Annotated in this window: 23 protein-coding genes and 1 pseudogene; 8 read left to right on the top strand and 16 right to left on the bottom strand. The window is 51.6% G+C overall.

Annotated features, from left to right (window positions below; all coding sequences use genetic code 11):
* Window positions 1–69: 69 nt before the first annotated feature.
* Window positions 70–903, top strand: a complete 834-nt coding sequence (locus BGK46_RS07590; RefSeq protein WP_069588152.1) for a hypothetical protein — start codon at window positions 70–72, stop codon at window positions 901–903.
* A gap of 6 nt (window positions 904–909) precedes the next feature.
* Here the strand turns inward: BGK46_RS07590 and BGK46_RS07585 are convergent, their stop codons facing one another.
* The 3 genes from BGK46_RS07585 to folB are packed head-to-tail and all read right to left on the bottom strand — an operon-like array spanning window position 910 to window position 2,563.
* Window positions 910–1,710 carry an undecaprenyl-diphosphate phosphatase gene (locus BGK46_RS07585; RefSeq protein WP_069588150.1) on the bottom strand — a complete coding sequence of 267 codons (801 nt, stop codon included), beginning with the start codon at window positions 1,708–1,710 and terminating at the stop codon, window positions 910–912.
* 8 nt (window positions 1,711–1,718) lie between these two features.
* Window positions 1,719–2,213 (bottom strand): 2-amino-4-hydroxy-6-hydroxymethyldihydropteridine diphosphokinase, encoded by a 495-nt coding sequence (folK, locus tag BGK46_RS07580; RefSeq protein WP_069588149.1) that lies wholly within the window; start codon window positions 2,211–2,213, stop codon window positions 1,719–1,721.
* The gene (folB, locus tag BGK46_RS07575; protein WP_069588147.1) at window positions 2,210–2,563 is read right to left on the bottom strand and encodes a dihydroneopterin aldolase; all 354 of its coding nucleotides are present in this window, start codon (window positions 2,561–2,563) and stop codon (window positions 2,210–2,212) included. The genes folK and folB overlap by 4 nt, the downstream gene beginning before the upstream one ends.
* Window positions 2,564–2,733: 170 nt before the next feature.
* Between folB and plsY the strand changes: the two genes are divergently transcribed.
* Window positions 2,734–3,333: a glycerol-3-phosphate 1-O-acyltransferase PlsY gene (gene plsY, locus BGK46_RS07570; protein ID WP_069588145.1), complete on the top strand. Its 600-nt coding sequence runs from the start codon at window positions 2,734–2,736 to the stop codon at window positions 3,331–3,333.
* A gap of 38 nt (window positions 3,334–3,371) precedes the next feature.
* Here plsY and tsaD read toward each other — a convergent pair whose 3' ends face one another.
* On the bottom strand, window positions 3,372–4,391 hold the full coding sequence (gene tsaD / locus BGK46_RS07565) for a tRNA (adenosine(37)-N6)-threonylcarbamoyltransferase complex transferase subunit TsaD (protein ID WP_069588143.1): 1,020 nt from the start codon (window positions 4,389–4,391) through the stop codon (window positions 3,372–3,374).
* Between the two features lie 249 nt (window positions 4,392–4,640).
* Here tsaD and rpsU point away from each other — a divergent pair, with 249 nt between their 5' ends.
* The 4 genes and pseudogenes from rpsU to rpoD form a co-directional block, all read left to right on the top strand.
* Window positions 4,641–4,856 (top strand): 30S ribosomal protein S21, encoded by a 216-nt coding sequence (gene rpsU / locus BGK46_RS07560; protein WP_069588141.1) that lies wholly within the window; start codon window positions 4,641–4,643, stop codon window positions 4,854–4,856.
* A gap of 23 nt (window positions 4,857–4,879) precedes the next feature.
* Window positions 4,880–5,323 carry a GatB/YqeY domain-containing protein gene (locus BGK46_RS07555; RefSeq protein WP_069588140.1) on the top strand — a complete coding sequence of 148 codons (444 nt, stop codon included), beginning with the start codon at window positions 4,880–4,882 and terminating at the stop codon, window positions 5,321–5,323.
* Between the two features lie 83 nt (window positions 5,324–5,406).
* The gene (gene dnaG, locus BGK46_RS07550; RefSeq protein ID WP_069588138.1) at window positions 5,407–7,158 is read left to right on the top strand and encodes a DNA primase; all 1,752 of its coding nucleotides are present in this window, start codon (window positions 5,407–5,409) and stop codon (window positions 7,156–7,158) included.
* A gap of 81 nt (window positions 7,159–7,239) precedes the next feature.
* A pseudogene (gene rpoD / locus BGK46_RS07545) lies at window positions 7,240–9,099 on the top strand (RNA polymerase sigma factor RpoD); the annotation flags it as partial.
* Window positions 9,100–9,168: 69 nt separating this feature from the next.
* Here rpoD and mgtE read toward each other — a convergent pair.
* The 12 genes from mgtE to BGK46_RS07485 form a co-directional block, all read right to left on the bottom strand.
* Entirely contained in the window at window positions 9,169–10,536 is a 1,368-nt protein-coding gene (gene mgtE / locus BGK46_RS07540) for a magnesium transporter (protein ID WP_069588135.1), read from the bottom strand.
* A gap of 121 nt (window positions 10,537–10,657) precedes the next feature.
* The gene (locus tag BGK46_RS07535; RefSeq protein ID WP_069588134.1) at window positions 10,658–10,933 is read right to left on the bottom strand and encodes an HPr family phosphocarrier protein; all 276 of its coding nucleotides are present in this window, start codon (window positions 10,931–10,933) and stop codon (window positions 10,658–10,660) included.
* Window positions 10,930–11,781, bottom strand: a complete 852-nt coding sequence (gene rapZ / locus BGK46_RS07530) for an RNase adapter RapZ (RefSeq protein WP_069588131.1) — start codon at window positions 11,779–11,781, stop codon at window positions 10,930–10,932. The genes BGK46_RS07535 and rapZ overlap by 4 nt, the downstream gene beginning before the upstream one ends.
* 26 nt (window positions 11,782–11,807) lie before the next feature.
* Window positions 11,808–12,251 carry a PTS IIA-like nitrogen regulatory protein PtsN gene (gene ptsN / locus BGK46_RS07525; RefSeq protein ID WP_069588129.1) on the bottom strand — a complete coding sequence of 148 codons (444 nt, stop codon included), beginning with the start codon at window positions 12,249–12,251 and terminating at the stop codon, window positions 11,808–11,810.
* Between the two features lie 3 nt (window positions 12,252–12,254).
* A complete protein-coding gene (hpf, locus tag BGK46_RS07520; protein WP_069588127.1) occupies window positions 12,255–12,542 on the bottom strand; it encodes a ribosome hibernation promoting factor in 288 nt (95 codons plus the stop codon).
* Between the two features lie 25 nt (window positions 12,543–12,567).
* Window positions 12,568–14,025 (bottom strand): RNA polymerase factor sigma-54, encoded by a 1,458-nt coding sequence (locus tag BGK46_RS07515; protein WP_069588125.1) that lies wholly within the window; start codon window positions 14,023–14,025, stop codon window positions 12,568–12,570.
* Between the two features lie 125 nt (window positions 14,026–14,150).
* Entirely contained in the window at window positions 14,151–14,876 is a 726-nt protein-coding gene (gene lptB, locus BGK46_RS07510; RefSeq protein ID WP_069588123.1) for an LPS export ABC transporter ATP-binding protein, read from the bottom strand.
* A gap of 8 nt (window positions 14,877–14,884) precedes the next feature.
* Window positions 14,885–15,403: a lipopolysaccharide transport periplasmic protein LptA gene (gene lptA / locus BGK46_RS07505; RefSeq protein WP_069588205.1), complete on the bottom strand. Its 519-nt coding sequence runs from the start codon at window positions 15,401–15,403 to the stop codon at window positions 14,885–14,887.
* On the bottom strand, window positions 15,384–15,947 hold the full coding sequence (gene lptC, locus BGK46_RS07500) for an LPS export ABC transporter periplasmic protein LptC (protein WP_069588121.1): 564 nt from the start codon (window positions 15,945–15,947) through the stop codon (window positions 15,384–15,386). Before lptC ends, lptA begins: the two co-directional genes overlap by 20 nt.
* Window positions 15,944–16,504: a 3-deoxy-manno-octulosonate-8-phosphatase KdsC gene (kdsC, locus tag BGK46_RS07495; protein ID WP_069588119.1), complete on the bottom strand. Its 561-nt coding sequence runs from the start codon at window positions 16,502–16,504 to the stop codon at window positions 15,944–15,946. The genes lptC and kdsC overlap by 4 nt, the downstream gene beginning before the upstream one ends.
* Entirely contained in the window at window positions 16,504–17,472 is a 969-nt protein-coding gene (locus tag BGK46_RS07490; protein ID WP_069588204.1) for a KpsF/GutQ family sugar-phosphate isomerase, read from the bottom strand. The genes kdsC and BGK46_RS07490 overlap by 1 nt, the downstream gene beginning before the upstream one ends.
* A gap of 11 nt (window positions 17,473–17,483) precedes the next feature.
* Complete coding sequence (locus BGK46_RS07485; RefSeq protein ID WP_069588117.1) at window positions 17,484–18,446, bottom strand: calcium/sodium antiporter; 963 nt, start codon at window positions 18,444–18,446, stop codon at window positions 17,484–17,486.
* A 315-nt stretch (window positions 18,447–18,761) separates the two neighbouring features.
* Here BGK46_RS07485 and mlaF point away from each other — a divergent pair, with 315 nt between their 5' ends.
* Both mlaF and mlaE read left to right on the top strand, forming a co-directional pair.
* The gene (gene mlaF / locus BGK46_RS07480) at window positions 18,762–19,559 is read left to right on the top strand and encodes a phospholipid ABC transporter ATP-binding protein MlaF (protein WP_069588116.1); all 798 of its coding nucleotides are present in this window, start codon (window positions 18,762–18,764) and stop codon (window positions 19,557–19,559) included.
* Entirely contained in the window at window positions 19,559–20,338 is a 780-nt protein-coding gene (mlaE, locus tag BGK46_RS07475) for a lipid asymmetry maintenance ABC transporter permease subunit MlaE (RefSeq protein WP_175418646.1), read from the top strand. Before mlaF ends, mlaE begins: the two co-directional genes overlap by 1 nt.
* Window position 20,339: the final 1 nt, after the last annotated feature.

The following is a 20,339-nucleotide window of genomic DNA, read 5'->3' as shown; positions in this document are numbered from 1 at the left end:
GCCGATTGGCGCCCTTTTTAGTTTACTGCCATGCTAATAGCTGTTAGTCGAGCAGCGAGGGAGCGAGGCATGAACACAAGGCCGTTGCGTGATCTGATTGGAGCGCGTGTATTGGGCGTGCTAGGCACGTATTCCACCCCAGAGAAGATGGGCAGTATGGCGGTGTCGATTTGCGGCGTGGAGCCGCTCAGTGATACCCGGTTGCGCACGATCTTTCCCAAAGGGCATCAATTGAAAGACGGTCAATGGGTCACGTTACATCTCGATAACCGCACCGGGGTGAGTGATTATGACGCCGACCTTAAGGTGTATCGTTTGTCGTTTAAGGGTAAGGTGATTGCCACATCCGCCTTTGAGGTCATGATTGATGCGCTCGAATATCAGGTGGCCTATGGGATGGGCGTGGTGAAGTCTTATCAAGCCTCTGATTATGCTTATCCGTTAGATACGCGTCGGACCGTGGCGTTACCCACCACACCTTTATCGCAAGTCCCGGCGATGGATGACAGTGAGTATGATAATAAAATCGGTGTGCTTTTGACTTATGCGCCGAGTCAGCCACATACGACGGTGATGGCGTTTTTATCGTCGGTCGAGGATGACATTTTCTTTATCACCTTTCCCAGTACTTTCAAATCGTTACTGCTAAAACGCGACAACCGCTGTTACTTTGCGATTGATAGCCGTGCAACTTTTACCTTTGAACAGGCGATTGAATGGAACTACAGCATTATTCGCGGCGAGGTTTATACCGTACCTAAACCGTCGATGATGTTTGATGAGATACGAGAGCGTTTTGTGGCGAAAAATCCGTGGGAAGTGGGCTTTTTTAGCCATCCTGAGGTGGAGATGTACCACCTGAAGGCAGCCAATGTGGTCTGCCCTCGGATGGCATTGGATTAGCGAGTTTTATTGGCTCATCAATAGCGCAATGAGACCCACACCTAAAATCAGGCGGTAAATCACGAACGGTAACATGCCTACACGGGTGACCAGCTTTAAAAACGCATGAATACACGCATAGGCGCTGACAAACGAGACCAAAACGCCAACCCCAATGGGGGCAAACTCAACCGGCACTGGGCTGGTGGCCAGCTGTAAGCCCAGATATGATCCGGCGAGGGTGATGATCGGAATCGACATCAAAAACGAGAATCGTGCGGCAGCTTCTCGAGTGTAGCCTAGCATCAACGCAGCGGTAATGGTGGCGCCCGAACGTGAGGTGCCTGGGATCAAAGCAAGTGCTTGAGCGATCCCGATAAACAGCGCACGCGATCGGGTGGTTTGGTACTCATCGCATTGTTGACGCGCATGGCGGTCAGCCCACCAAAGCAGTGCGCCAAATAGTAAGGTGGTAGCGGCAATCACCCACGCTGAACGCAGGTAAAGCTCAATTAAATCTTTAAGAAACAGGCCAGCCACGCAGGCGGGAATGGTCGCCAATACGATCATCCAAGCCAATTGACTATCCCGGCTGTGTTTACCTGTGAACGACGCGAAAAAGGCACTTAACAGTGACACAACTTCACGGCGGAAATAGCCAATCACCGCGGCAAGTGTGCCGACATGAACGGCCACATCGAAGGCTAAGCCTTGGTCGGCCCAGCCAAAAATCTGCGATGGCAAAATGAGGTGGGCGGAGCTGGAAATGGGCAAAAACTCAGTTAAGCCTTGAATAAGGGCAAGGAAAAAGGCTTCAAACATGCTCATGGTAATGATTATTCCTTCAAATACGCAGGGGTCTCGATAGGCCATAGTGGCTGGGCTTGGTCAAATTGCTGCCAAAGCTGCGCAAATGTTCGTCCATCCCCGGGGATTGCTTGATCGGGACACAGTTCAGCGAGCGGCCAAAGGGTGAATGCAAATTTATAAATATCGTTGCGCGGTAAGGCCGGTCCGCTGGACTGACACTGATCGCCAAAGGTCAATAAATCGATGTCCAAGGTACGATCGCGATACTTAACGTCGTCGCGCTGTCGCCCATATCGACTTTCGATATCGCGTATGGTTTGCCAAAAGGTTTGCAGATCGAGTGCCGTGTCGAGCTCAGCGATAAGGTTATAGAAATTCGGCCCTTCAAAGCCGACGGGTTCGGCCTCAAAAATGCGCGAAAAACGGCAGTGTGGGTCTAAGGCTCGTAACGCCTTAACCGCGGCTTGAATATGCAGGTCGCGATCGATGTTTGAGCCAATACTGACTAATGCTTTTGTCACCGTGTGCCTCGCTCTATCACTACGCCAACATTACGCGCTTGGGCGACGGCGCCAGGTTTGGCCACACGCACTTTTACCCAGCTGACGCCAAATTGTGACTGGATTAGCGCGGCGACCTCTTCGGCGACCCGCTCGATGAGTGCACAGCGGCTGGCTTGAACATGTGCAATCACAGCCTCACTGACACTGGCATAATCCAGCGCTAAACTGACATCATCACTTTGGGCGGCGGGACGATTGTCGTGCGCCATTTCGATATCAAGTACCAACTTTTGTTGGATGGTTTGTTCCCAATCGTAGACACCGATGGTGGTCACAACGTCGAGTTGTTCTATAAAGACGGAATCCATGTTTTTTCACACTCCGTGACAGGTCGGATACCACTGTGGTAAGAAAGCCCGTATTATCGAGCTTATCGATTGACACTTGGATGCGCGATGCGTTCCGATCCATGTTGCGTCTAATCAAGATCGTGGGCGCACTATAGCAACGAATGCAGCACAAACTCTAGGAATTTCACATGACTGCACTGGCCATTGCCATCATCATCGCTGCCTATTTGCTCGGCTCTGTTTCCAGTGCGGTGCTGGTGTGCCGGGCCTATGGTCTGCCGGATCCTCGTGAACAAGGGTCTGGAAATCCGGGCGCGACCAATGTGTATCGCCTTGGCGGCCGTACGGCCGCGGCATTGGTCTTAGTGTGCGACATGCTCAAAGGGACGATCCCCGTTTGGCTCAGTTATCTTATCGGGATTAATCCGTTTTTGCTTGGCTTGATTGGCATCGCCGCCTGTCTTGGGCACATCTATCCGGTGTTCTTTCATTTTCGAGGCGGCAAAGGTGTAGCGACGGCGCTGGGCGCCATGGCCCCGATAGGACTCAGTCTCACCGGCTTGTTAGTGCTGACTTGGGGAGTGGTATTAGTGATCACTGGCTATTCGTCATTAAGTGCTATCGTCACCGCCATTTTGGCACCGCTTTTCACTTGGTGGATTAAACCGCAATTTACGATGCCAGTGGCGATGCTTTCTTGCCTGATTTTATTTCGTCACTATGAAAATATTCGTCGCCTACTCGATGGCGAGGAAAAGCCCATTGTACTCAGGCGCTGGCGACGTTAACGGACGTAAAAAAAGCAGCCCAAGGCTGCTTTTTTGCATCATTTAGTCAAGGGTGGCAAGGTATCAATCGGCCAGCGAGGCTGTGCCTTCACCCCCAGTCCCATATGCTCCCCGTTTTTGAGTCGCTGCATCCCCGCATAGGCAATCATGGCGCCGTTATCGGTACAGAACTCGGGACGTGGATAGAAAACATCACCGCCCAGTTTGCGCGTGAGGGTGTCGAGTTTGTCGCGTAAATGACGATTCGCGCTAACGCCGCCAGCAACCACTAATCGATTCATGCCACATTGCTCTAACGCTCGCTTACACTTGATTGCCAGCGTATCCACCACTGCGTCTTGGAAGGCATACGCGATATCCGCACGGGTTTGCGGATCATTGTCATTGGCAGCAATGGTATTCGCGGCAAATGTCTTCAAGCCGGAAAAGCTGAAATCGAGACCGGGGCGATCGGTCATCGGACGCGGGAAGGTGAAGCGACCATGGGTGCCGTTTTCTGCCAGTTTTGACAGTAAGGGGCCACCGGGATAATCAAGATTCATCAACTTCGCGGTTTTATCAAACGCTTCACCGGCTGCGTCATCAATCGACTCACCAAGAATGCGGTATTCGCCAATGCCTTTTACTTCGACTAACAGCGTGTGTCCGCCGGAGACGAGCAACGCCACAAAAGGAAAGGGAGGAGGTGTGTCTTCTAACATAGGTGCAAGTAAGTGGCCTTCCATATGATGCACTGCCACCGCTGGCACTTGCCATGCGTACGCCAGGCTGCGACCGATGGTGGCACCGACCAGCAAGGCACCGACTAATCCGGGACCGGCGGTATAGGCCACGCCATCGATATCCGCGGGTGTCAGCTGTGCCTCTGCCATCGCTGCTTTGACTAACGGCAAGGTCTTTTTAACATGATCGCGAGAGGCTAACTCAGGGACAACCCCGCCATAATCGGCATGAAGCTTTACCTGACTGTAAAGTTTATGTGACAAAAGCCCGCGTTGATCGTCGTAGATCGCCACGCCAGTTTCGTCACACGATGTCTCTATGCCTAAAATTCGCATCATAACCTCAGGAAAACAGCCGATAGATTGAACGCTTAGGATAAATGAGCACGCTGAGCGTGAAGACCGAAGCGAGAAGACGTTGCCAGCACAGGCTGGCGGTGCGCGCAATCTTACATGGCTTGGAAGTAATTCGCCAGATGTGCTTTACAATGCCCCCCTATTCGGATTAGAATTTCGCACCATTTTTAATCAAGGCTGGCCAATAATTCGCCAGCGATAACTGATAACCCCTGAGGTGAAAGGCACATGCCAGTAGTTAAAGTACGTGAAAACGAACCATTTGACGTAGCATTGCGTCGCTTTAAGCGCTCTTGTGAAAAAGCAGGTATTCTTTCTGAAGTTCGCCGTCGTGAGCACTTCGAAAAGCCAACTACCGTTCGCAAACGCGCTAAAGCCGCTGCTCAAAAACGTCACCTGAAGAAGTTGGCACGCGAAAACCAACGTCGCGTACGTCTGTACTAATTTAGTCAGATTAGGTAGGTGCTATGGAATTGCTTGAACGTCTAAAAGATGCCCAAAAAGCGGCGATGAAAGCGAAAGACAAGACGCGTCTTGGTACGATTCGCCTTCTGATGTCAGCCATTAAACAGCAAGAAGTGGATACCCGTCAGTCATTGAGTGACGAGGACATTCTTGCGGTGCTGACAAAAAGCGTAAAGCAGCGCCGTGATTCCGTAGCCCAATACCAGTCAGCCGGTCGTGATGACCTTGCCGATGCAGAACTCGCAGAAATTGCAGTGATTGAAGAATTTCTTCCTCAACCACTGAGCGAAGCAGAGGTCGATGCATTGGTAAAAGCTGCCGTTGAAAAAACCGGCGCCGCCTCCATGCAAGACATGGGCAAGGTGATGGGGGTACTAAAACCTCAAATCCAAGGCCGAGCTGATATGGGAAAAGTTAGCCAACTCGTGAAAGCGAATTTAAGCTAAGTTTTTCCAGACCTTACAACAAGCCGTGCTTTCCGTAATGGACGGCGCGGCTTGTTTGCTTCTCTCCCTATAAATTTCAGGTTATGGCAGGCAGAATCCCGCGCGCATTCATTGACGACTTGCTCTCACGTCTCGACATTGTTGAGATCATAGACGCACGGGTCAAGCTCAAGAAAAAGGGCAAGAATTACAGCGCCTGTTGTCCGTTCCATAACGAAAAAACGCCTTCATTTAGCGTTAGCCAAGAAAAGCAGTTTTACCACTGCTTCGGATGTGGTGTGCACGGTAATGCCATCGATTTTGTGATGGAATTTGATCGATTGGAGTTTCCCGATGCGATCGAAGAGTTAGCGAACACACTGGGTTTAGACGTGCCCCGTGAACAAGCGAATGGCGGGACAGCACGCCCCAGCATTCCCACGGACGATAAACGTCAGATTTATGAAACCATGGAAGCCATTGCACGGACCTACAGCAGCGAGCTGCGAACGGAAGCCGGACAGGTGGCGGTGGATTATCTCAAACAACGTGGTTTATCCGGTGAAGTGGTAAAACAGTTTGGTATTGGGTATGTCCCTGATCATTGGGATACCATTAAGCGACGTTTTGGTCGTAGCCAAGCGGAGCAACGCCAGCTGGTCACCGCCGGCATGTTGATTGAAAACGACAATGGTCGCAGTTATGACCGTTTTCGTGGTCGCGTGATGTTTCCTATCCGCGATCGCCGAGGCCGTGTGATTGGCTTTGGTGGACGGGTGTTAGGGGATGGCACCCCGAAATACCTGAACTCGCCAGAAACGCCGATCTTTCATAAAGGTCGGGAGTTGTATGGCTTGTATGAAGTGATGCAACGTTATCGCCACCCTGAGCGTATCCTCGTGGTTGAAGGCTATATGGATGTGGTGGCACTGGCACAGTTTGGCGTCGATTACGCTGTGGCCTCGCTGGGGACATCGACTACAGGGGAGCATATGCAAACCCTGTTTCGGCAAAGTAGTACTATACTTTGCTGCTACGATGGCGATCGAGCCGGCCGAGAAGCAGCATGGCGGGCGATGGAGCAAGCACTGCCTTACATGACTGATGGCAGACAGCTCAAGTTTATGTTTTTGCCCGACGGTGAAGATCCGGATTCGATGATCCGCCAAGAGGGCAAAGAAGGGTTTGAACAGCGGTTGAATGAGGCACAAACCCTCTCCACCTTTATGTTCACCACTTTGCTTAAGCAAGTCGACACCAGCAGCCAAGAAGGCAAAGCCAAGCTGGCGAACTTGGCGGTGCCTTTGATTGAAAAAGTGCCCGGAGATACGTTACGCCTTTACCTGCGTAATACACTGGGGCAGAAATTGGGCATCATGGATGACCATCAGCTAGAGACCTTGATCCGTCGCCAAGGACAGCCCGTTAAAGTACATGGGCAATCAGAGATTAAGCGTACGCCGATGCGTGAGGTGATTGCGTTACTGGTCCAGTACCCGTACTTGGGCCAAGAAGTACCGCCGTTGCCGTCAGCGGAGTCGATTGATTTGCCCGGTTTGGCGTTACTCAATCCGATCCTTGAGATCTGTCGAGCGCGCCCCAATATCACTACCGGTCAGTTGCTAGAGCACTGGCGGGGGACAAAACAAGAAGCCTTGCTGGCGCGGTTAGCCGGCTGGGATCTTCATATTGACGATGATAATGCGTCAGAACTTTTTTGCGATTCACTGGATAAAATACTCGCCCAGTGTGTCGAACAACAAATAGCCAAGTTGCAAGCGAAGTCAAATACCGTCGGCTTATCAGTCGAAGAGAAGCGGGAACTGATGCTACTGATACAGAGCCAGTCCGTTTAGAAAGTAGCCAGCAAAGGCGACATTTGTTAAAATTGGCGGTTTGCGTTTCCGCATACTAAATTCTTCACTCAGACCCGAAGTTGGATATCGTCTATGGATCAAAATCCGCAGTCACAGCTAAAGTTGCTTGTCGCAAAAGGCAAGGAACAAGGCTATCTGACCTATGCCGAAGTTAACGACCACCTCCCGGAAGACATTGTCGATTCCGACCAGATAGAAGACATCATTCAGATGATCAATGACATGGGCATTCAAGTGGTAGAAGCCGCGCCCGATGCTGATGAATTGATGATGTCTGAGACCGTGGCCGACGAAGACGCGGTAGAAGCCGCAGCGGCAGCGCTGTCCAGTGTGGAAAGTGAAATTGGCCGTACCACCGATCCTGTGCGCATGTATATGCGTGAAATGGGAACGGTAGAGCTTCTAACCCGTGAGGGTGAGATCGATATCGCCAAGCGTATCGAAGACGGCATTAACCAAGTACAGTGCTCGGTGGCGGAATACCCGGCCTCGATTGCCTCACTGCTTGACCAGTTCGATAAGGTGGAAGCGGAAGAGCTACGCCTGACTGACATCATCTCTGGGTTTATTGATCCAACCCAAGATGACATGGCCCCGACCGCCACCCACATCGGCTCTGAGCTGAGTGAGAAAGAGCTCGCAGAAGAAGATGACGACGACGCTGATGACGACGACGATGATGGTGATAGTGATAGCGAAGAAGATGTCGGTATCGATCCTGAGCTTGCACGCGAGAAGTTTAGCGAGCTCCGTCGTACGTATTCCAATATGGAAGCGGCAATCAACCAGTATGGTCGTTACGATGACCGCACTAAAGCGTCTATCGAAGAGCTGTCGGAAACCTTCAAGCAGTTCCGCTTGGTGCCTAAGCAGTTTGATCGTCTGGTTAACGAAATGCGCCAGACCATGGACAAAGTGCGTACCCAAGAACGCTTGGTAATGCGTCTGTGTGTCGATCAGGCCAAAATGCCGAAGAAAACCTTTGTGCAATTGTTTGCCGGTAACGAATCATCCGATGCATGGATTGATGAAGCGCTATCATCCGGTAAGCCGTATGCAGAGCGTGTGGCGCGTTACGAAGAAGATCTGCGTCGTTGTGTGCAGAAATTAAAAATCATCGAAGAAGAGACGGGCCTGTCTGTTGAGCGTATCAAAGACATTAGCCGTCGCATGTCTATCGGTGAAGCGAAAGCACGCCGCGCGAAGAAAGAGATGGTGGAAGCCAACTTACGTCTGGTTATTTCGATTGCTAAGAAATACACCAACCGTGGCTTACAATTCTTGGATTTGATTCAAGAAGGTAACATTGGCTTGATGAAAGCGGTGGATAAATTTGAATATCGCCGTGGTTATAAGTTCTCAACCTATGCGACTTGGTGGATCCGTCAGGCGATTACTCGCTCGATTGCAGACCAAGCCCGGACGATTCGTATTCCGGTGCACATGATTGAGACCATCAACAAGCTTAACCGCATCTCGCGTCAAATGCTTCAGGAAATGGGCCGTGAGCCACTGCCTGAAGAGTTGGCGGAGCGCATGATGATGCCGGAAGATAAAATCCGCAAAGTCCTCAAGATTGCGAAAGAGCCAATCTCAATGGAAACCCCTATCGGTGATGATGAAGATTCACATCTGGGCGATTTCATTGAAGATACCACCCTTGAGCTACCGATGGACTCAGCGACGTCTAACAACCTGAAAATGGCGACCAATGACGTATTGGCCGGTCTGACACCGCGTGAGGCAAAAGTGCTACGTATGCGCTTTGGTATCGATATGAATACCGACCACACGTTGGAAGAAGTCGGTAAGCAGTTTGATGTTACGCGTGAGCGTATTCGTCAGATTGAAGCGAAAGCACTGCGTAAGCTGCGTCACCCAAGCCGTTCAGAGACATTACGTAGCTTCTTGGACGAGTAAGCGGTAAGCGTTTTGCACTGCCCAATAAAAAGGCGAGCCAATGGCTCGCCTTTTTTAATCGCGGTCAGATTAGGTAATAAACAGGGTGGCAAGGCCAAGAAAGGCAAGGAGTCCAACCACATCAGTAACGGTAGTTAATGCCATGCCACCGGCCAGTGCCGGATCAATATTGTATTTTTTTAACAGAGTCGGGATAGCGACCCCAGCAATCCCAGCGATAAATAAATTCATCATCATCGCACCGGCAATGATCAGCCCAAGCTCAAGATTCCCTTTCCATAGCACTACGACGCCGCCAATAATCATCGACCATACCAAGCCATTGATCAGTCCGACGGTGGCTTCTTTGGCGAGCAGCCAGCGTGTGTTGGAGTCACCAATGTGACCCACGGCTAACCCGCGAATGACCAAGGCAACGGTTTGATTCCCAGCTACACCGCCCATCGAAGGGACGATGGTCATCAACACCGCAATCGCTGCCATCTTATCAAGCGTGCCTTCAAACATGTTCGACACGGAGGCTGCGGTCAGTGCCGCGAGCACATTGATCCCCAGCCAGATGCTGCGACGACGCGCACTTTTAAAGGCGGGCGCAAAGGTGTCTTCCTCATCGTCCAGACCGGCCAAGCCCATCATCGAGTGCTCGGCATCTTCACGAATAATATCTACCACATCATCGATGGTAATACGGCCGACAAGGTGATTTTGTTGGTCGACGACTGGGGCTGAAACCCAGTTACGACGCTCAAAGAGGCTTGCCACATCACCATCGTCCATGGTCACGCTAATGGCTTCATCCGGATCGTCCATAATGTCGACCACCTCGGTATCCGGTTGGTTAACTAACAAGGCGGCAATGGGTAGATTGCCAATCAGTCGGCCATTCGGATCAATCACATAAAGCGCATCTGTGGTATCGGGTAACTCGCCTCGCATGCGCAGATAACGCAGCACGACATCCACAGTGACGTCGCCCCGAATCGTGACCACGTCGGTATTCATCATCCCGCCCGCAGAGTCTTCCGGGTAGGAGAGCGCTTGCTGGATGCGCGCACGGTCTTGTGCGTCCATCTCCGCCAGCACATCTTGTGAGACGTCTTGAGGCAAACTACGCAGTAGATAAGCGACGTCGTCGGTTTCCATCCCCTCGGTGGCGGCGGCAAGTTGCTCAGGCGCCATACGCACCATGATGCCGTCTTTCACATCCTCAGACAGCTCATCGAGGATTTCACCTTGGTCTTCGGGATCCGTCAGTTGCCAGAGAACTAAACGACCTTTGGGCGGCGAGGCCTCAAGAAGGTGGGCGATGTCTTCCGGCTCCATGTCTTCCAACATGCGGCGCACGCGGACAAACATGCCTTGTTCCAGCAGTTGGCTAACTTCTTGTAGCCGTTGGTGGGTTTGATTGCTTTGTTCTTGTTCTGTCGTTTCTGCCATAGGCAACATCCCCCATTGCAATGTCTGAAATTCTAACGCAATCAGGGGAGTCTGTCGCATGACAAATGGGTTGCGTGTCAGTATAAGAAAGGAATTGCGTGCTGGTCAGCGCAGTGGGCGGTTAACTTTCTTCGTCAAATCCGGCATCGAACAGCGCTTTTACCGCGTTTAAAGCCGGTTCGGCCTGTGGACCCGTCGCGGTGAGGGTAATAGTTTGTCCTTGAGCCGATTCCAGCATCAGCATTGCCATCACACTATCGGCCGTGGCGCGCTTATCGCCACTTTGCAGCTCAATGGTGGCGTCGTAGGCTTGGATCAGCTCAACCAGCTTCATCGCGGCTCGCGCATGTAAGCCCAGTCGGTTACGCACACACACATCCGTGTGCAGGGTGGTCATGACGATTGCTCCAAGGTGCGATGGCGAATTTGCACTTTTTCGCCGAGCTCCGTGAAATAGTCAGCCAGATATTGCGCTATATACACAGAGCGGTGTTTACCGCCCGTGCATCCAATAGCAACGGTAACATAACTACGATTATTGTTTTTCAATGCTGGCAGCCAAGATTCAAGAAAGCCTTTGATTTGTGCAATCACCATTGCGACATCGGGTTGCGCGGCGAGGAACATGCGTACAGGCTTTTCTAAGCCGGTATGAGGGCGCAGGGTCGGCTCCCAATGCGGGTTGGGCAAAAAGCGAACATCAAACACATAGTCGGCATCGGCGGGTAAGCCATGCTTAAAACCGAACGATTCAAACACCATCACCAAATCGCCACTGGCGCGGCCCAATACCAGTGAGCGCACCGACTCACTTAAGTCGTGAATCGACAGCCCCGTGGTATTAATCACGCGGTCGGCATGTTCTTTGATGGGCGCCATTTGTTGCTTTTCGGCTTGAATGGCTTGCTCAAGAGACAGGTTTTGGCGCGACAGGGGATGCAAGCGGCGTGTTTCACTAAAACGTTTAATCAGATCCTTGTCATCTGCATCCAGGTAATACAAGGTGACATCGCACACTTCCCGCAACGCGGCCAGGGTGTCAGCAATAGGCTCATTCGCGTTAGGCAGGTTGCGAATGTCCAAGCTAACCGCAATTTTGGCTTCGGCATCTTCTTGCGACGTGACGAAGTCGCGCAACAGATTCACAGGGAGATTATCAACGCAGTAATACCCGAGATCTTCGAGCACCCGCAACGCCACAGATTTGCCTGACCCCGAACGGCCACTGACAATTTTCAGCATCATAATAGACTCCCGTCAGCCCTTACTCGTTATTGAGTCATGATATTGTACAGCTCTTGGTCCGAGTCTGCATTGCGAAGCTGTCGGCATAGCTGTTTATCATTGAGCTTTTCGGCGATGGCCGAGAGGGTTTGGAGGTGGTATTTACACTGTTCGTCCGGAACGAGTAGCGCGAAGAGCAAATCAACGGGGCGCTTGTCGATAGCGTCGAACTCAATCGGCTCTGCACATTGCAACAGCACGCCAATGGCATGATCACTGTCCGTAATACGGCCGTGTGGAATGGCAATCCCTGAGCCGATACCAGTGGTGCCCAGCTTTTCACGACTTAGCATGCATTCAAACAATTGTTGCGCGTTGATCCCCAACTTATCCGCAGCCACTTGGCTAATGATTTCAAGGGCGCGTTTCTTGCTGGAACAGTGGACGGCACTGCGCGTGCAGTCCACTGTGAGTACGTCTTTAAGTTCCATAGCTTAATGCTGTTTGAGCTTCTCTTTATGTTTACTCAATTGCTTGACCAACTTGTCGGTCAACCCATCAATGGCCGCATACATATCTTGCGACTGCGCTTTAGCATGAATCTCTCCATTGTTGACATGGAGCGTCGCTTCAGCAATTTGGTCGAGCTTTTGGACCGTCAACACAACGTGGACATTATTAATGTGCTCGAAAAAGCGCTCGAGTTTAGCAAACTTTGTATCCACATACTCGCGTATTGGTGGCGTGATTTCGACATGATGTCCGGTCAGGTTGATTTGCATACACATCTTCCTTCTGTTGAGGCGCCTAAAGCAGGCGCTTGCGCTGGTTTGACGGCGCAATACCGAGCGACTCCCGATACTTAGCGATGGTCCGTCGTGCAACTTTGATGCCTTGCTCAGCTAACAAGGCGGCAATTTTGCTATCACTGAGGGGCTTGTTGGCAGGCTCCGCTGCCACCAACTTTTTGATCAGGGCACGAATGGCTGTCGAAGAGCATTCGCCGCCATTGTCCGTGCTCACGTGGCTTGAGAAGAAGTACTTCAGCTCAAAAATACCGCGTGGCGTATGCATAAATTTTTGGGTGGTGACACGAGAGATGGTCGACTCGTGCATGTCGACGTCCATGGCGATGTCGTTAAGTACCATGGGTTTCATGGCTTCTTCGCCATACTCAAAGAAATCTTGTTGATGTTCGACAATACAGCGGGCCACCTTCAATAAGGTCTCATTGCGGCTTTCGAGGCTTTTAATCAGCCACTTAGCTTCTTGCAAATGGGAGCGAATAAACTGGCTGTCTGACGGGCTACAGCCGTTACGGCCATAAGCGGCATATTGCTCATTGACCTTAAGCTTAGGAACGCTATCTGGGTTGATTTGAACCACCCATTTGCCGTGGTGCTTAAACACGGAGACATCCGGCACCACGTACTCCGCTTCGTTGGTCACGATCAGATTACCCGGACGTGGCTCAAGACTATGGATCAGTTGCATCACGGCTTTCAGATCCGGCTCTTTTAGACGGGTATTTCGCATCAGTTGACGATAATCGCGGTTGGCGAGCAAATCCATATGTTGGGTGAGCACGGTACGTGCCTCATCCAGCCAGGGCGTTTCTGGATTGTATGTCGCTAATTGGAGCAATAAGCACTCTTGTAGCGAGCGAGAGGCTACACCCAATGGGTCAAAGTGTTGAACACGTTTTAATACGGCTTCCACTTCGTCAAGCTCAATCTCATCACTGCCCAAGCTTTCTAAGATCTCATCAGTGGTGACTGACAGGTAGCCTTGATCGTCCACCGCATCGATGATCGCCAAGGCAATGGCTTGATCCGTCTCCGAGAAGGGGGTGAGGTCGAGCTGCCATTTTAGGTAGTCGTAAAGGCTTTCGGTGGTTTCACCTTGATACACGGGGAGCTCGTCGCCGCCCGAGGCAATGCCAGTACTGCCGGTTCCTGCGCTATAGACGTCATCCCAAGTGGTATCCACCGGCAACTCGTCAGGCATTTCGTTTTTCTCGAAGGCGTCTGAGGTTTCTAACGTGTCGGCGCTGGCGGTGGCGGTTTCCGTGGTGTCGTTATCGTTACGCTCCGCGGCTTCTTGTTCTTGACCCTCGTCTTGTTCCAGCAGCGGGTTGGTTTCCAACGCTTCTTGGATCTCTTGCTGCAAATCTAGCGTCGACAACTGCAGCAGGCGAATAGCCTGCTGTAGCTGCGGTGTCATTGCGAGTTGTTGTCCAAGCTTGAGCTGAAGCGTGGGTTTCATAGGGGCGTTACACCTTTCCTTTTACAACGACCAATGAGGTTAAAAACGCTTGCTCTGAGATGCAGGGCAAGCGCTCTATTGATAACTATAGCCGTGATTGGCAGATTTTAGCGTGAGCGAGTCCACTATAGCTTGAACTGATCACCGAGATAGACACGTTTGACGTGCTCGTCATTCAGCACTTCATCAGGGGTGCCGTGCGCAATCAAGTGTCCTTGGCTGACAATGTAAGCATGCTCACAGACACTCAAGGTTTCACGAACATTGTGGTCGGTGATCAGCACGCCCAAGCCACGATCGCGTAGGTGTTCGATGATCTTTTTAATGTCGATCACGGAGATCGGATCGACGCCTGCAAACGGCTCATCAAGCAAAATAAATTTCGGGTTAGCGGCGAGGGCGCGTGCAATTTCGACACGGCGACGTTCGCCCCCTGACAGCGCCATGCCAAGGCTATCGCGGATATGCTGAATATTAAATTCATCCAACAAATCTTCGGCTTTATCTTGACGTTCCTCTTTGGTGAGGGATTTTCGCGTTTGCAGTACCGCCATCAAATTGTCGTAGACGGTGAGCTTGCGAAAAATCGAGGCCTCTTGCGGCAAATAACCGATGCCAAGACGTGAACGGTTATGCATCGGCTGAATGCTAATGTCTTGATCGTCGATAAAAATTGCCCCTTCGTCGCGAGCGACAAGACCGACGATCATGTAAAACGATGTGGTTTTACCTGCACCATTTGGGCCGAGTAGCCCGACGATCTCGCCGGATTTTACTTCCAGACTGACATCGGCGACGACTTTTCGTCCTTTATAACTTTTCGCCAAATTGGCCGCTTTTAACGTTGCCATAGGGCCTCTTATTGCGATTCTGACTCAGATGGGCTTTTGGTTGTCGGCTGCAAGATGGTTGTGACTCGCTTATTGCTGTCACTTTCTGCGACCAATTGCTGCTTATCAATTTGATAGGTGATCACATTGCCCTCGACTTGATTACCCGCCTGTTCCAGCATGGCATTGGTCGACATTTTCAAAAACTCGTTGCCCACTTCATAGCGCAACTTATAGGCTTCACCGTGCAGCTTTTTACCATCATCCATGGTCTGTTCGAAGGTCGCGGGTTTACCGAACGCTTCAATGGTTTCATCGCCTTCCTGGCCTTGAGGACGGATCACGACCAGCTTGTCGGCCAGAATTTTAATGCTACCTTGGGTCAGCACAACATCTTGGGTAAAGGTCACCGTGTTGGTGGCCATGTCCAAATGCTGGCTCTCAGATTCAATATAAATCGGTTGCTCTGTGTCACTACTCAATGCCAATGAGTAGTGCGAAAACAGCAACATGGCACCTGCCAGTGCTTTAACGAGGGGTCGTTTCATATCGGCCTTTAACATCGTTTAACAATTCCATCTGGTGGTTACCGAAGTTCCCTTTCACGCGTTGCCCTTCGGTTTGAAAGCCAACGCCAGTGATGGTGGTGGGACGGTCGGACCAAAAGTCTCGCGTAGTCAGGTCCAACGTCACGGTTTCGGTGGCTACCGAATGAATTTGCGCGTTCGGTAACAAGTTAAAAATTCGCACTTTGCCTGTCATCGTCAATATGTGCTTATCAGACAGCACCGCATAGTTTGCACTGATGCGCCACTCTTCGTCTTTACCATTGTTATAGGTCCACAAGACAGGCTCGTTAAAGTGGGTTTCATCAATATTGGCGTAGTGCTCTAAGTGCTCAGCGTCAACGGTATAGCTGCGTATCCCATCGGCGTTGTATTGCACGGTTTTAATTTTTTCACCGGTAAACAGAGGCTTTTCTGCGTCCGGCTCCACTTGTACTGTACGCTCCCAGACATGTTGAGAAAGCAGATAATAGCCGGTTAGGGCACACAGTACTATCAGCACCAGCATGCTGAGCCGCTGCATCATACGCTTAAGCCCTTATGCTGATCGAGCTCGCCTCGTGCTTCGAGGATCAGATCGCAGACTTCACGGACCGCGCCGAACCCACCACGGATTTGGGTCACTAGATCGGCACGTTGTTGTAATAGCGGGTGGCCGTCTGCCACACAGACCGCGAGGCCGACTTTTGCCATAACGGGCCAATCAATCAAATCATCACCGATATACGCGGTGTGCTCAGAGCTGACGTTACATTGCTGACAAAGATCGTCGTACGCGGCTAGCTTGTCACTTTGTCCTTGATAGACATGGCGGACCCCTAGAGCGTTCATTCTATTTTCGACAATCTTAGACTGTCGACCTGTGATCACTGCGACCTCAATGCCAGCGTTCATCAAGGCTTTGATGCCGTAGCCATCACGGGTGTGAAAGGCTTTCAGCTCCTCGCCTTGATTGCCCATATACACGCGACCATCGGAGAAAACGCCATCGACATCGCAAATCAGTAGCTGGATCGTCGCCGCGCGTTCGAACAGGGTGGTGGCAACAGGGCCATATAAGGTGTCAGTCACAGGTGCGGACATTACATTACTCCGGCTTTCAAAAGGTCATGCATGTTGAGGGCGCCAAGAAGCTGGCCATTTTTCGCTACCAGCAGCCCGTTAATTTTACGCTCCTCCATGAGTTTGAGTCCTTCTGCCGCCAGCAGTTCCGGTTCAATGGTGATCGGGTTGGCGGACATCACCTCGCCAATGGCGGTGGTGTGTAAATCAATGCGTTGATCGAGTAAGCGGCGTAGATCGCCATCGGTAAAGACACCGGCCAACTGTTGCTCTGCATCGACCACGGCGGTCATTCCGAGGCCTTTTTCGGACACTTCCAGTAACGCATCGCGTACGGTGGCATTGTCTGGCACCACGGGTAAACGCTCGCCTTGATGCATCAGATCGCTAATACGTAATAGTAGTTTGCGTCCTAATGCGCCGCCCGGATGAGACAGGGCAAAGTCATCGGCGGTAAAACCTTTTGCTTGCATCAATGCCATGGCGAGCGCGTCGCCCATCACCAAGGTGGCCGTGGTACTCGATGTAGGCGCAAGCTTAAGGGGGCACGCCTCTTTCGGTACGTGAATATTGAGATGGACCTTGGCGAGTTGCCCCATACTCGAGTCGGGGTTGCCCGTCATACAGACTAATGGGATCCCGAGACGTTTAATCACCGGCAGTAAGGTAAGAATTTCACCGGCTTCGCCCGAGTTGGAAATGGCTAACACCACGTCGCCTTGATTGATCATCCCGAGGTCACCGTGACTTGCCTCTCCCGGGTGGACGAAAAACGCAGGCGTTCCTGTGCTTGCAAGGGTAGCTGCAATCTTACGGCCGATATGGCCCGATTTGCCCATTCCCATCACCACCACTTTGCCGGTGGCGTTCAAGATTAATCGACAGGCGGCATCAAAATGCTCGTCAATCGCCGTTTTGAGTTGTGCAATCGCATCTTGCTCAATGGTAAGCACATCAAGCCCTGCGCGACGAAAATCAAATTCACTCATCACCATGTCCATTATGCGGCAGCGTTAACAAAGAGATAGCCTTGATAGGCGATATAACACATCAAAAAGATCGACCCTTCAATGCGATTGATACTGCGTGATTTGCCTAATGCGAAGATAAGTAGCATCACAGAGAGAACGAGCATGATGTAGTAATCCCGCCCCATTGCAAATTCACTGATCGGTGATGGGTTGAGCAAGCCCGGGATCCCCATCACCGCCAAGATATTAAACACGTTCGAGCCGATAATATTGCCGACAGCGAGATCATCTTCCCCTTTCATCACGCCGGCAATCGAGGCGGCGAGTTCGGGCAGGCTGGTGCCGATAGCAATGATGGTTAAGCCTATCACCAAGTCGCTCATGCCAAAGTATTGGGCAATGGTGACTGCCGAGTCGACCACTTGATCGGACGAAAGCAATAGCAAAGGCAGACCGATTAAAATCCACATGACTGCTTTTAGATTACTGACATCTTGCGGAATGTCCGATTCCTGATCCGCCAGCATAGGATCGGTCCCGCCTGAGTCTTTGCCAATTTTGATCATGGCAAGGATAAACACCACGAATAAGACCAACAGGCCCACGCCTTCGAAAAAGCCGAGGTGGTTGTTCCACAAAAGAGCGCCGGCGAGCAAGGTGACCGCTAACATTAATGGTAGTTCGCGGCGCAAAATGATAGAGCTAATCGACAAAGGCTTAATCAGGGCGGTAAAGCCAAGAATGAGGGCAATGTTGGCAATGTTTGACCCTAAAACATTCCCCACTGCGGTGTCGGTTTTATCCGCGAGCGCGGCATTGGCCGATACCATCATTTCAGGCGCGGAAGAGCCCATGGCCAGAATCGTCATACCGATCACAAGAGGAGAGACGCCGTAATTTTTCGCGATCGCGGCAGCACCGAACACGAGTCGGTCAGCACTCCAAACCAGTAACACTAATCCCACAATAAGTATGGCAACCGCTTCTACCATGACACCTGTCCTTTGCGTTTTTTAATTGGCGTAAATGAGGTGCAATTCTGACGGCTAACGTGGCAAATGTGAAGCGAAAAGCCCCCACCATCGCCGTGAATGCGTCGCTTTTCATTCATGAACGGGAACTCGTTGGCACTTTTTCGGTCCATATAGGCCATTCTTCCTCGCTGAGCGGGTGAGTGGCTATACTGCCATTATCAGGGCTATATCACGTCCTATCAGGCAGGGAGCGGGCGTTGCTTGTGTTAGCATAGGGGACGCCTTATTATCAGCCACTTAATTTTTATCCTATCTAACCATGAGAATGCGGCAATGGCAGCACAGAGCCTGATAGATATTAACGGGATGACATTCTCACGGGGCAGCCGGTGCATTTTCGATCATATTGATTTGCAGGTGCCGCGTGGTCAGGTGACCGCCATCATGGGACCATCTGGCATTGGTAAAACAACCCTATTACGTTTGATTGCTGGCCAGCTAAAGCCTGATGCCGGCGACATTGTTTTTGATGGCCACAATATTCCCACCTTAGGGCGTCGTCGTTTATTCGATGTGCGCCAACGGATGAGCATGTTGTTTCAATCTGGCGCCTTGTTCACCGATATGTCGGTGTTTGACAATGTGGCCTTTCCCTTGCGTGAGCACACTCAGTTGGATGAATCCCTCATTCATACCATTGTGATGTTGAAGCTCGAGGCGGTAGGACTTCGCGGGGCGGCCGCGTTAATGCCCAGTGATCTCTCTGGGGGGATGGCCCGCCGTGCCGCACTGGCGCGTGCCATTTCCCTCGACCCAGAACTGATTTTGTTTGATGAGCCGTTTGTGGGGCAGGACCCTATTACCATGGGAGTCTTGGTCACCTTGATTCGCCAGCTTAACCAAGCCTTGGGCCTGACCTGCGTGGTGGTGTCCCACGATGTGCCTGAAGTGATGAGCATCGCGGACAAGGTCTATCTGTTGGCAGACAGCCGGATCATCGCCAGTGGCACACCGCAATCGCTGCGTGATAATCAAGATCCTTGGGTCAAACAATTCCTCGAAGGGCACGCAGATGGCCCTGTACCATTCCGCTATCCTGCGGGTCAGCTAGAGCAGGAGATTTACCGGTGATAAAAACGCAGATTGCGGATGTGGGTCGCCGCGCGATGGGCGTGGCCGAGTCGATGGGACGCGCCACCTTTGTGATGACCGGCGCGCTGGTGGGCAAACCACAGCCGAGCAAGACCTTTCCGCTCTTGATTAAACAGCTTTACTCGGTAGGCGTTCGCTCACTGGCGATCATTATCGTATCAGGCCTATTCATTGGTATGGTGTTGAGTTTACAAGGCTATTTAGTGTTGTCCGACTTTGGTGCGGAAACCAGCCTTGGACAAATGGTCGCCTTGTCGCTGTTACGCGAACTAGGTCCGGTAGTAACGGCACTGCTGTTTGCCGGACGGGCTGGCTCAGCGCTGACCGCGGAAATTGGTCTGATGAAAGCCACCGAGCAGCTATCCAGCTTAGAGATGATGGCGGTTGACCCGCTTCGCCGCGTGATCGCACCGCGCTTCTGGGCCGGTGTGATTGCGATGCCGTTGTTGGCGGTGATCTTTATGCTGGTGGGTATCTGGGGCGGTGAGCTTGTCGGGGTAGACTGGAAAGGCATCGATCACGGTAGTTTCTGGTCTGTGATGCAAGCATCGGTCGATTTGGGTTATGACGTTGGCAACGCACTGATCAAAAGTGTGGTATTTGCTATCGCAGTGACTTGGATTGCCCTGTTTAACGGTTACGATGCCACGCCGACCTCGGAAGGTATCAGCCGCGCCACCACACGCACTGTGGTGCACTCTTCATTGGCCGTACTTGGCCTTGACTTTGTCCTTACTGCACTCATGTTTGGGAATTAAT

Source organism: Salinivibrio sp. SS2, from assembly GCF_001722075.1.
In the GTDB taxonomy this organism is placed as follows: domain Bacteria; phylum Pseudomonadota; class Gammaproteobacteria; order Enterobacterales; family Vibrionaceae; genus Salinivibrio; species Salinivibrio proteolyticus.
The sequence above is the reverse complement of the archived record's forward strand: the minus strand, read 5'-3'. Positions and strand labels throughout refer to the sequence as shown.

What these genes read in the sequence shown, in the direction of transcription:
- BGK46_RS07590 (WP_069588152.1), top strand. Translation starts at nt 70, where the DNA reads ATGAACACAAGGCCGTTGCGTGATCTGATTGGAGCGCGTGTATTGGGC.
- BGK46_RS07585 (WP_069588150.1), bottom strand. Translation starts at nt 1,710, where the DNA reads ATGAGCATGTTTGAAGCCTTTTTCCTTGCCCTTATTCAAGGCTTAACT.
- folB (WP_069588147.1), bottom strand. Translation starts at nt 2,563, where the DNA reads ATGGATTCCGTCTTTATAGAACAACTCGACGTTGTGACCACCATCGGT.
- plsY (WP_069588145.1), top strand. Translation starts at nt 2,734, where the DNA reads ATGACTGCACTGGCCATTGCCATCATCATCGCTGCCTATTTGCTCGGC.
- tsaD (WP_069588143.1), bottom strand. Translation starts at nt 4,391, where the DNA reads ATGCGAATTTTAGGCATAGAGACATCGTGTGACGAAACTGGCGTGGCG.
- rpsU (WP_069588141.1), top strand. Translation starts at nt 4,641, where the DNA reads ATGCCAGTAGTTAAAGTACGTGAAAACGAACCATTTGACGTAGCATTG.
- BGK46_RS07555 (WP_069588140.1), top strand. Translation starts at nt 4,880, where the DNA reads ATGGAATTGCTTGAACGTCTAAAAGATGCCCAAAAAGCGGCGATGAAA.
- dnaG (WP_069588138.1), top strand. Translation starts at nt 5,407, where the DNA reads ATGGCAGGCAGAATCCCGCGCGCATTCATTGACGACTTGCTCTCACGT.
- mgtE (WP_069588135.1), bottom strand. Translation starts at nt 10,536, where the DNA reads ATGGCAGAAACGACAGAACAAGAACAAAGCAATCAAACCCACCAACGG.
- BGK46_RS07535 (WP_069588134.1), bottom strand. Translation starts at nt 10,933, where the DNA reads ATGACCACCCTGCACACGGATGTGTGTGTGCGTAACCGACTGGGCTTA.
- rapZ (WP_069588131.1), bottom strand. Translation starts at nt 11,781, where the DNA reads ATGATGCTGAAAATTGTCAGTGGCCGTTCGGGGTCAGGCAAATCTGTG.
- ptsN (WP_069588129.1), bottom strand. Translation starts at nt 12,251, where the DNA reads ATGGAACTTAAAGACGTACTCACAGTGGACTGCACGCGCAGTGCCGTC.
- hpf (WP_069588127.1), bottom strand. Translation starts at nt 12,542, where the DNA reads ATGCAAATCAACCTGACCGGACATCATGTCGAAATCACGCCACCAATA.
- BGK46_RS07515 (WP_069588125.1), bottom strand. Translation starts at nt 14,025, where the DNA reads ATGAAACCCACGCTTCAGCTCAAGCTTGGACAACAACTCGCAATGACA.
- lptB (WP_069588123.1), bottom strand. Translation starts at nt 14,876, where the DNA reads ATGGCAACGTTAAAAGCGGCCAATTTGGCGAAAAGTTATAAAGGACGA.
- lptA (WP_069588205.1), bottom strand. Translation starts at nt 15,403, where the DNA reads ATGAAACGACCCCTCGTTAAAGCACTGGCAGGTGCCATGTTGCTGTTT.
- lptC (WP_069588121.1), bottom strand. Translation starts at nt 15,947, where the DNA reads ATGATGCAGCGGCTCAGCATGCTGGTGCTGATAGTACTGTGTGCCCTA.
- kdsC (WP_069588119.1), bottom strand. Translation starts at nt 16,504, where the DNA reads ATGTCCGCACCTGTGACTGACACCTTATATGGCCCTGTTGCCACCACC.
- BGK46_RS07490 (WP_069588204.1), bottom strand. Translation starts at nt 17,472, where the DNA reads ATGAGTGAATTTGATTTTCGTCGCGCAGGGCTTGATGTGCTTACCATT.
- BGK46_RS07485 (WP_069588117.1), bottom strand. Translation starts at nt 18,446, where the DNA reads ATGGTAGAAGCGGTTGCCATACTTATTGTGGGATTAGTGTTACTGGTT.
- mlaF (WP_069588116.1), top strand. Translation starts at nt 18,762, where the DNA reads ATGGCAGCACAGAGCCTGATAGATATTAACGGGATGACATTCTCACGG.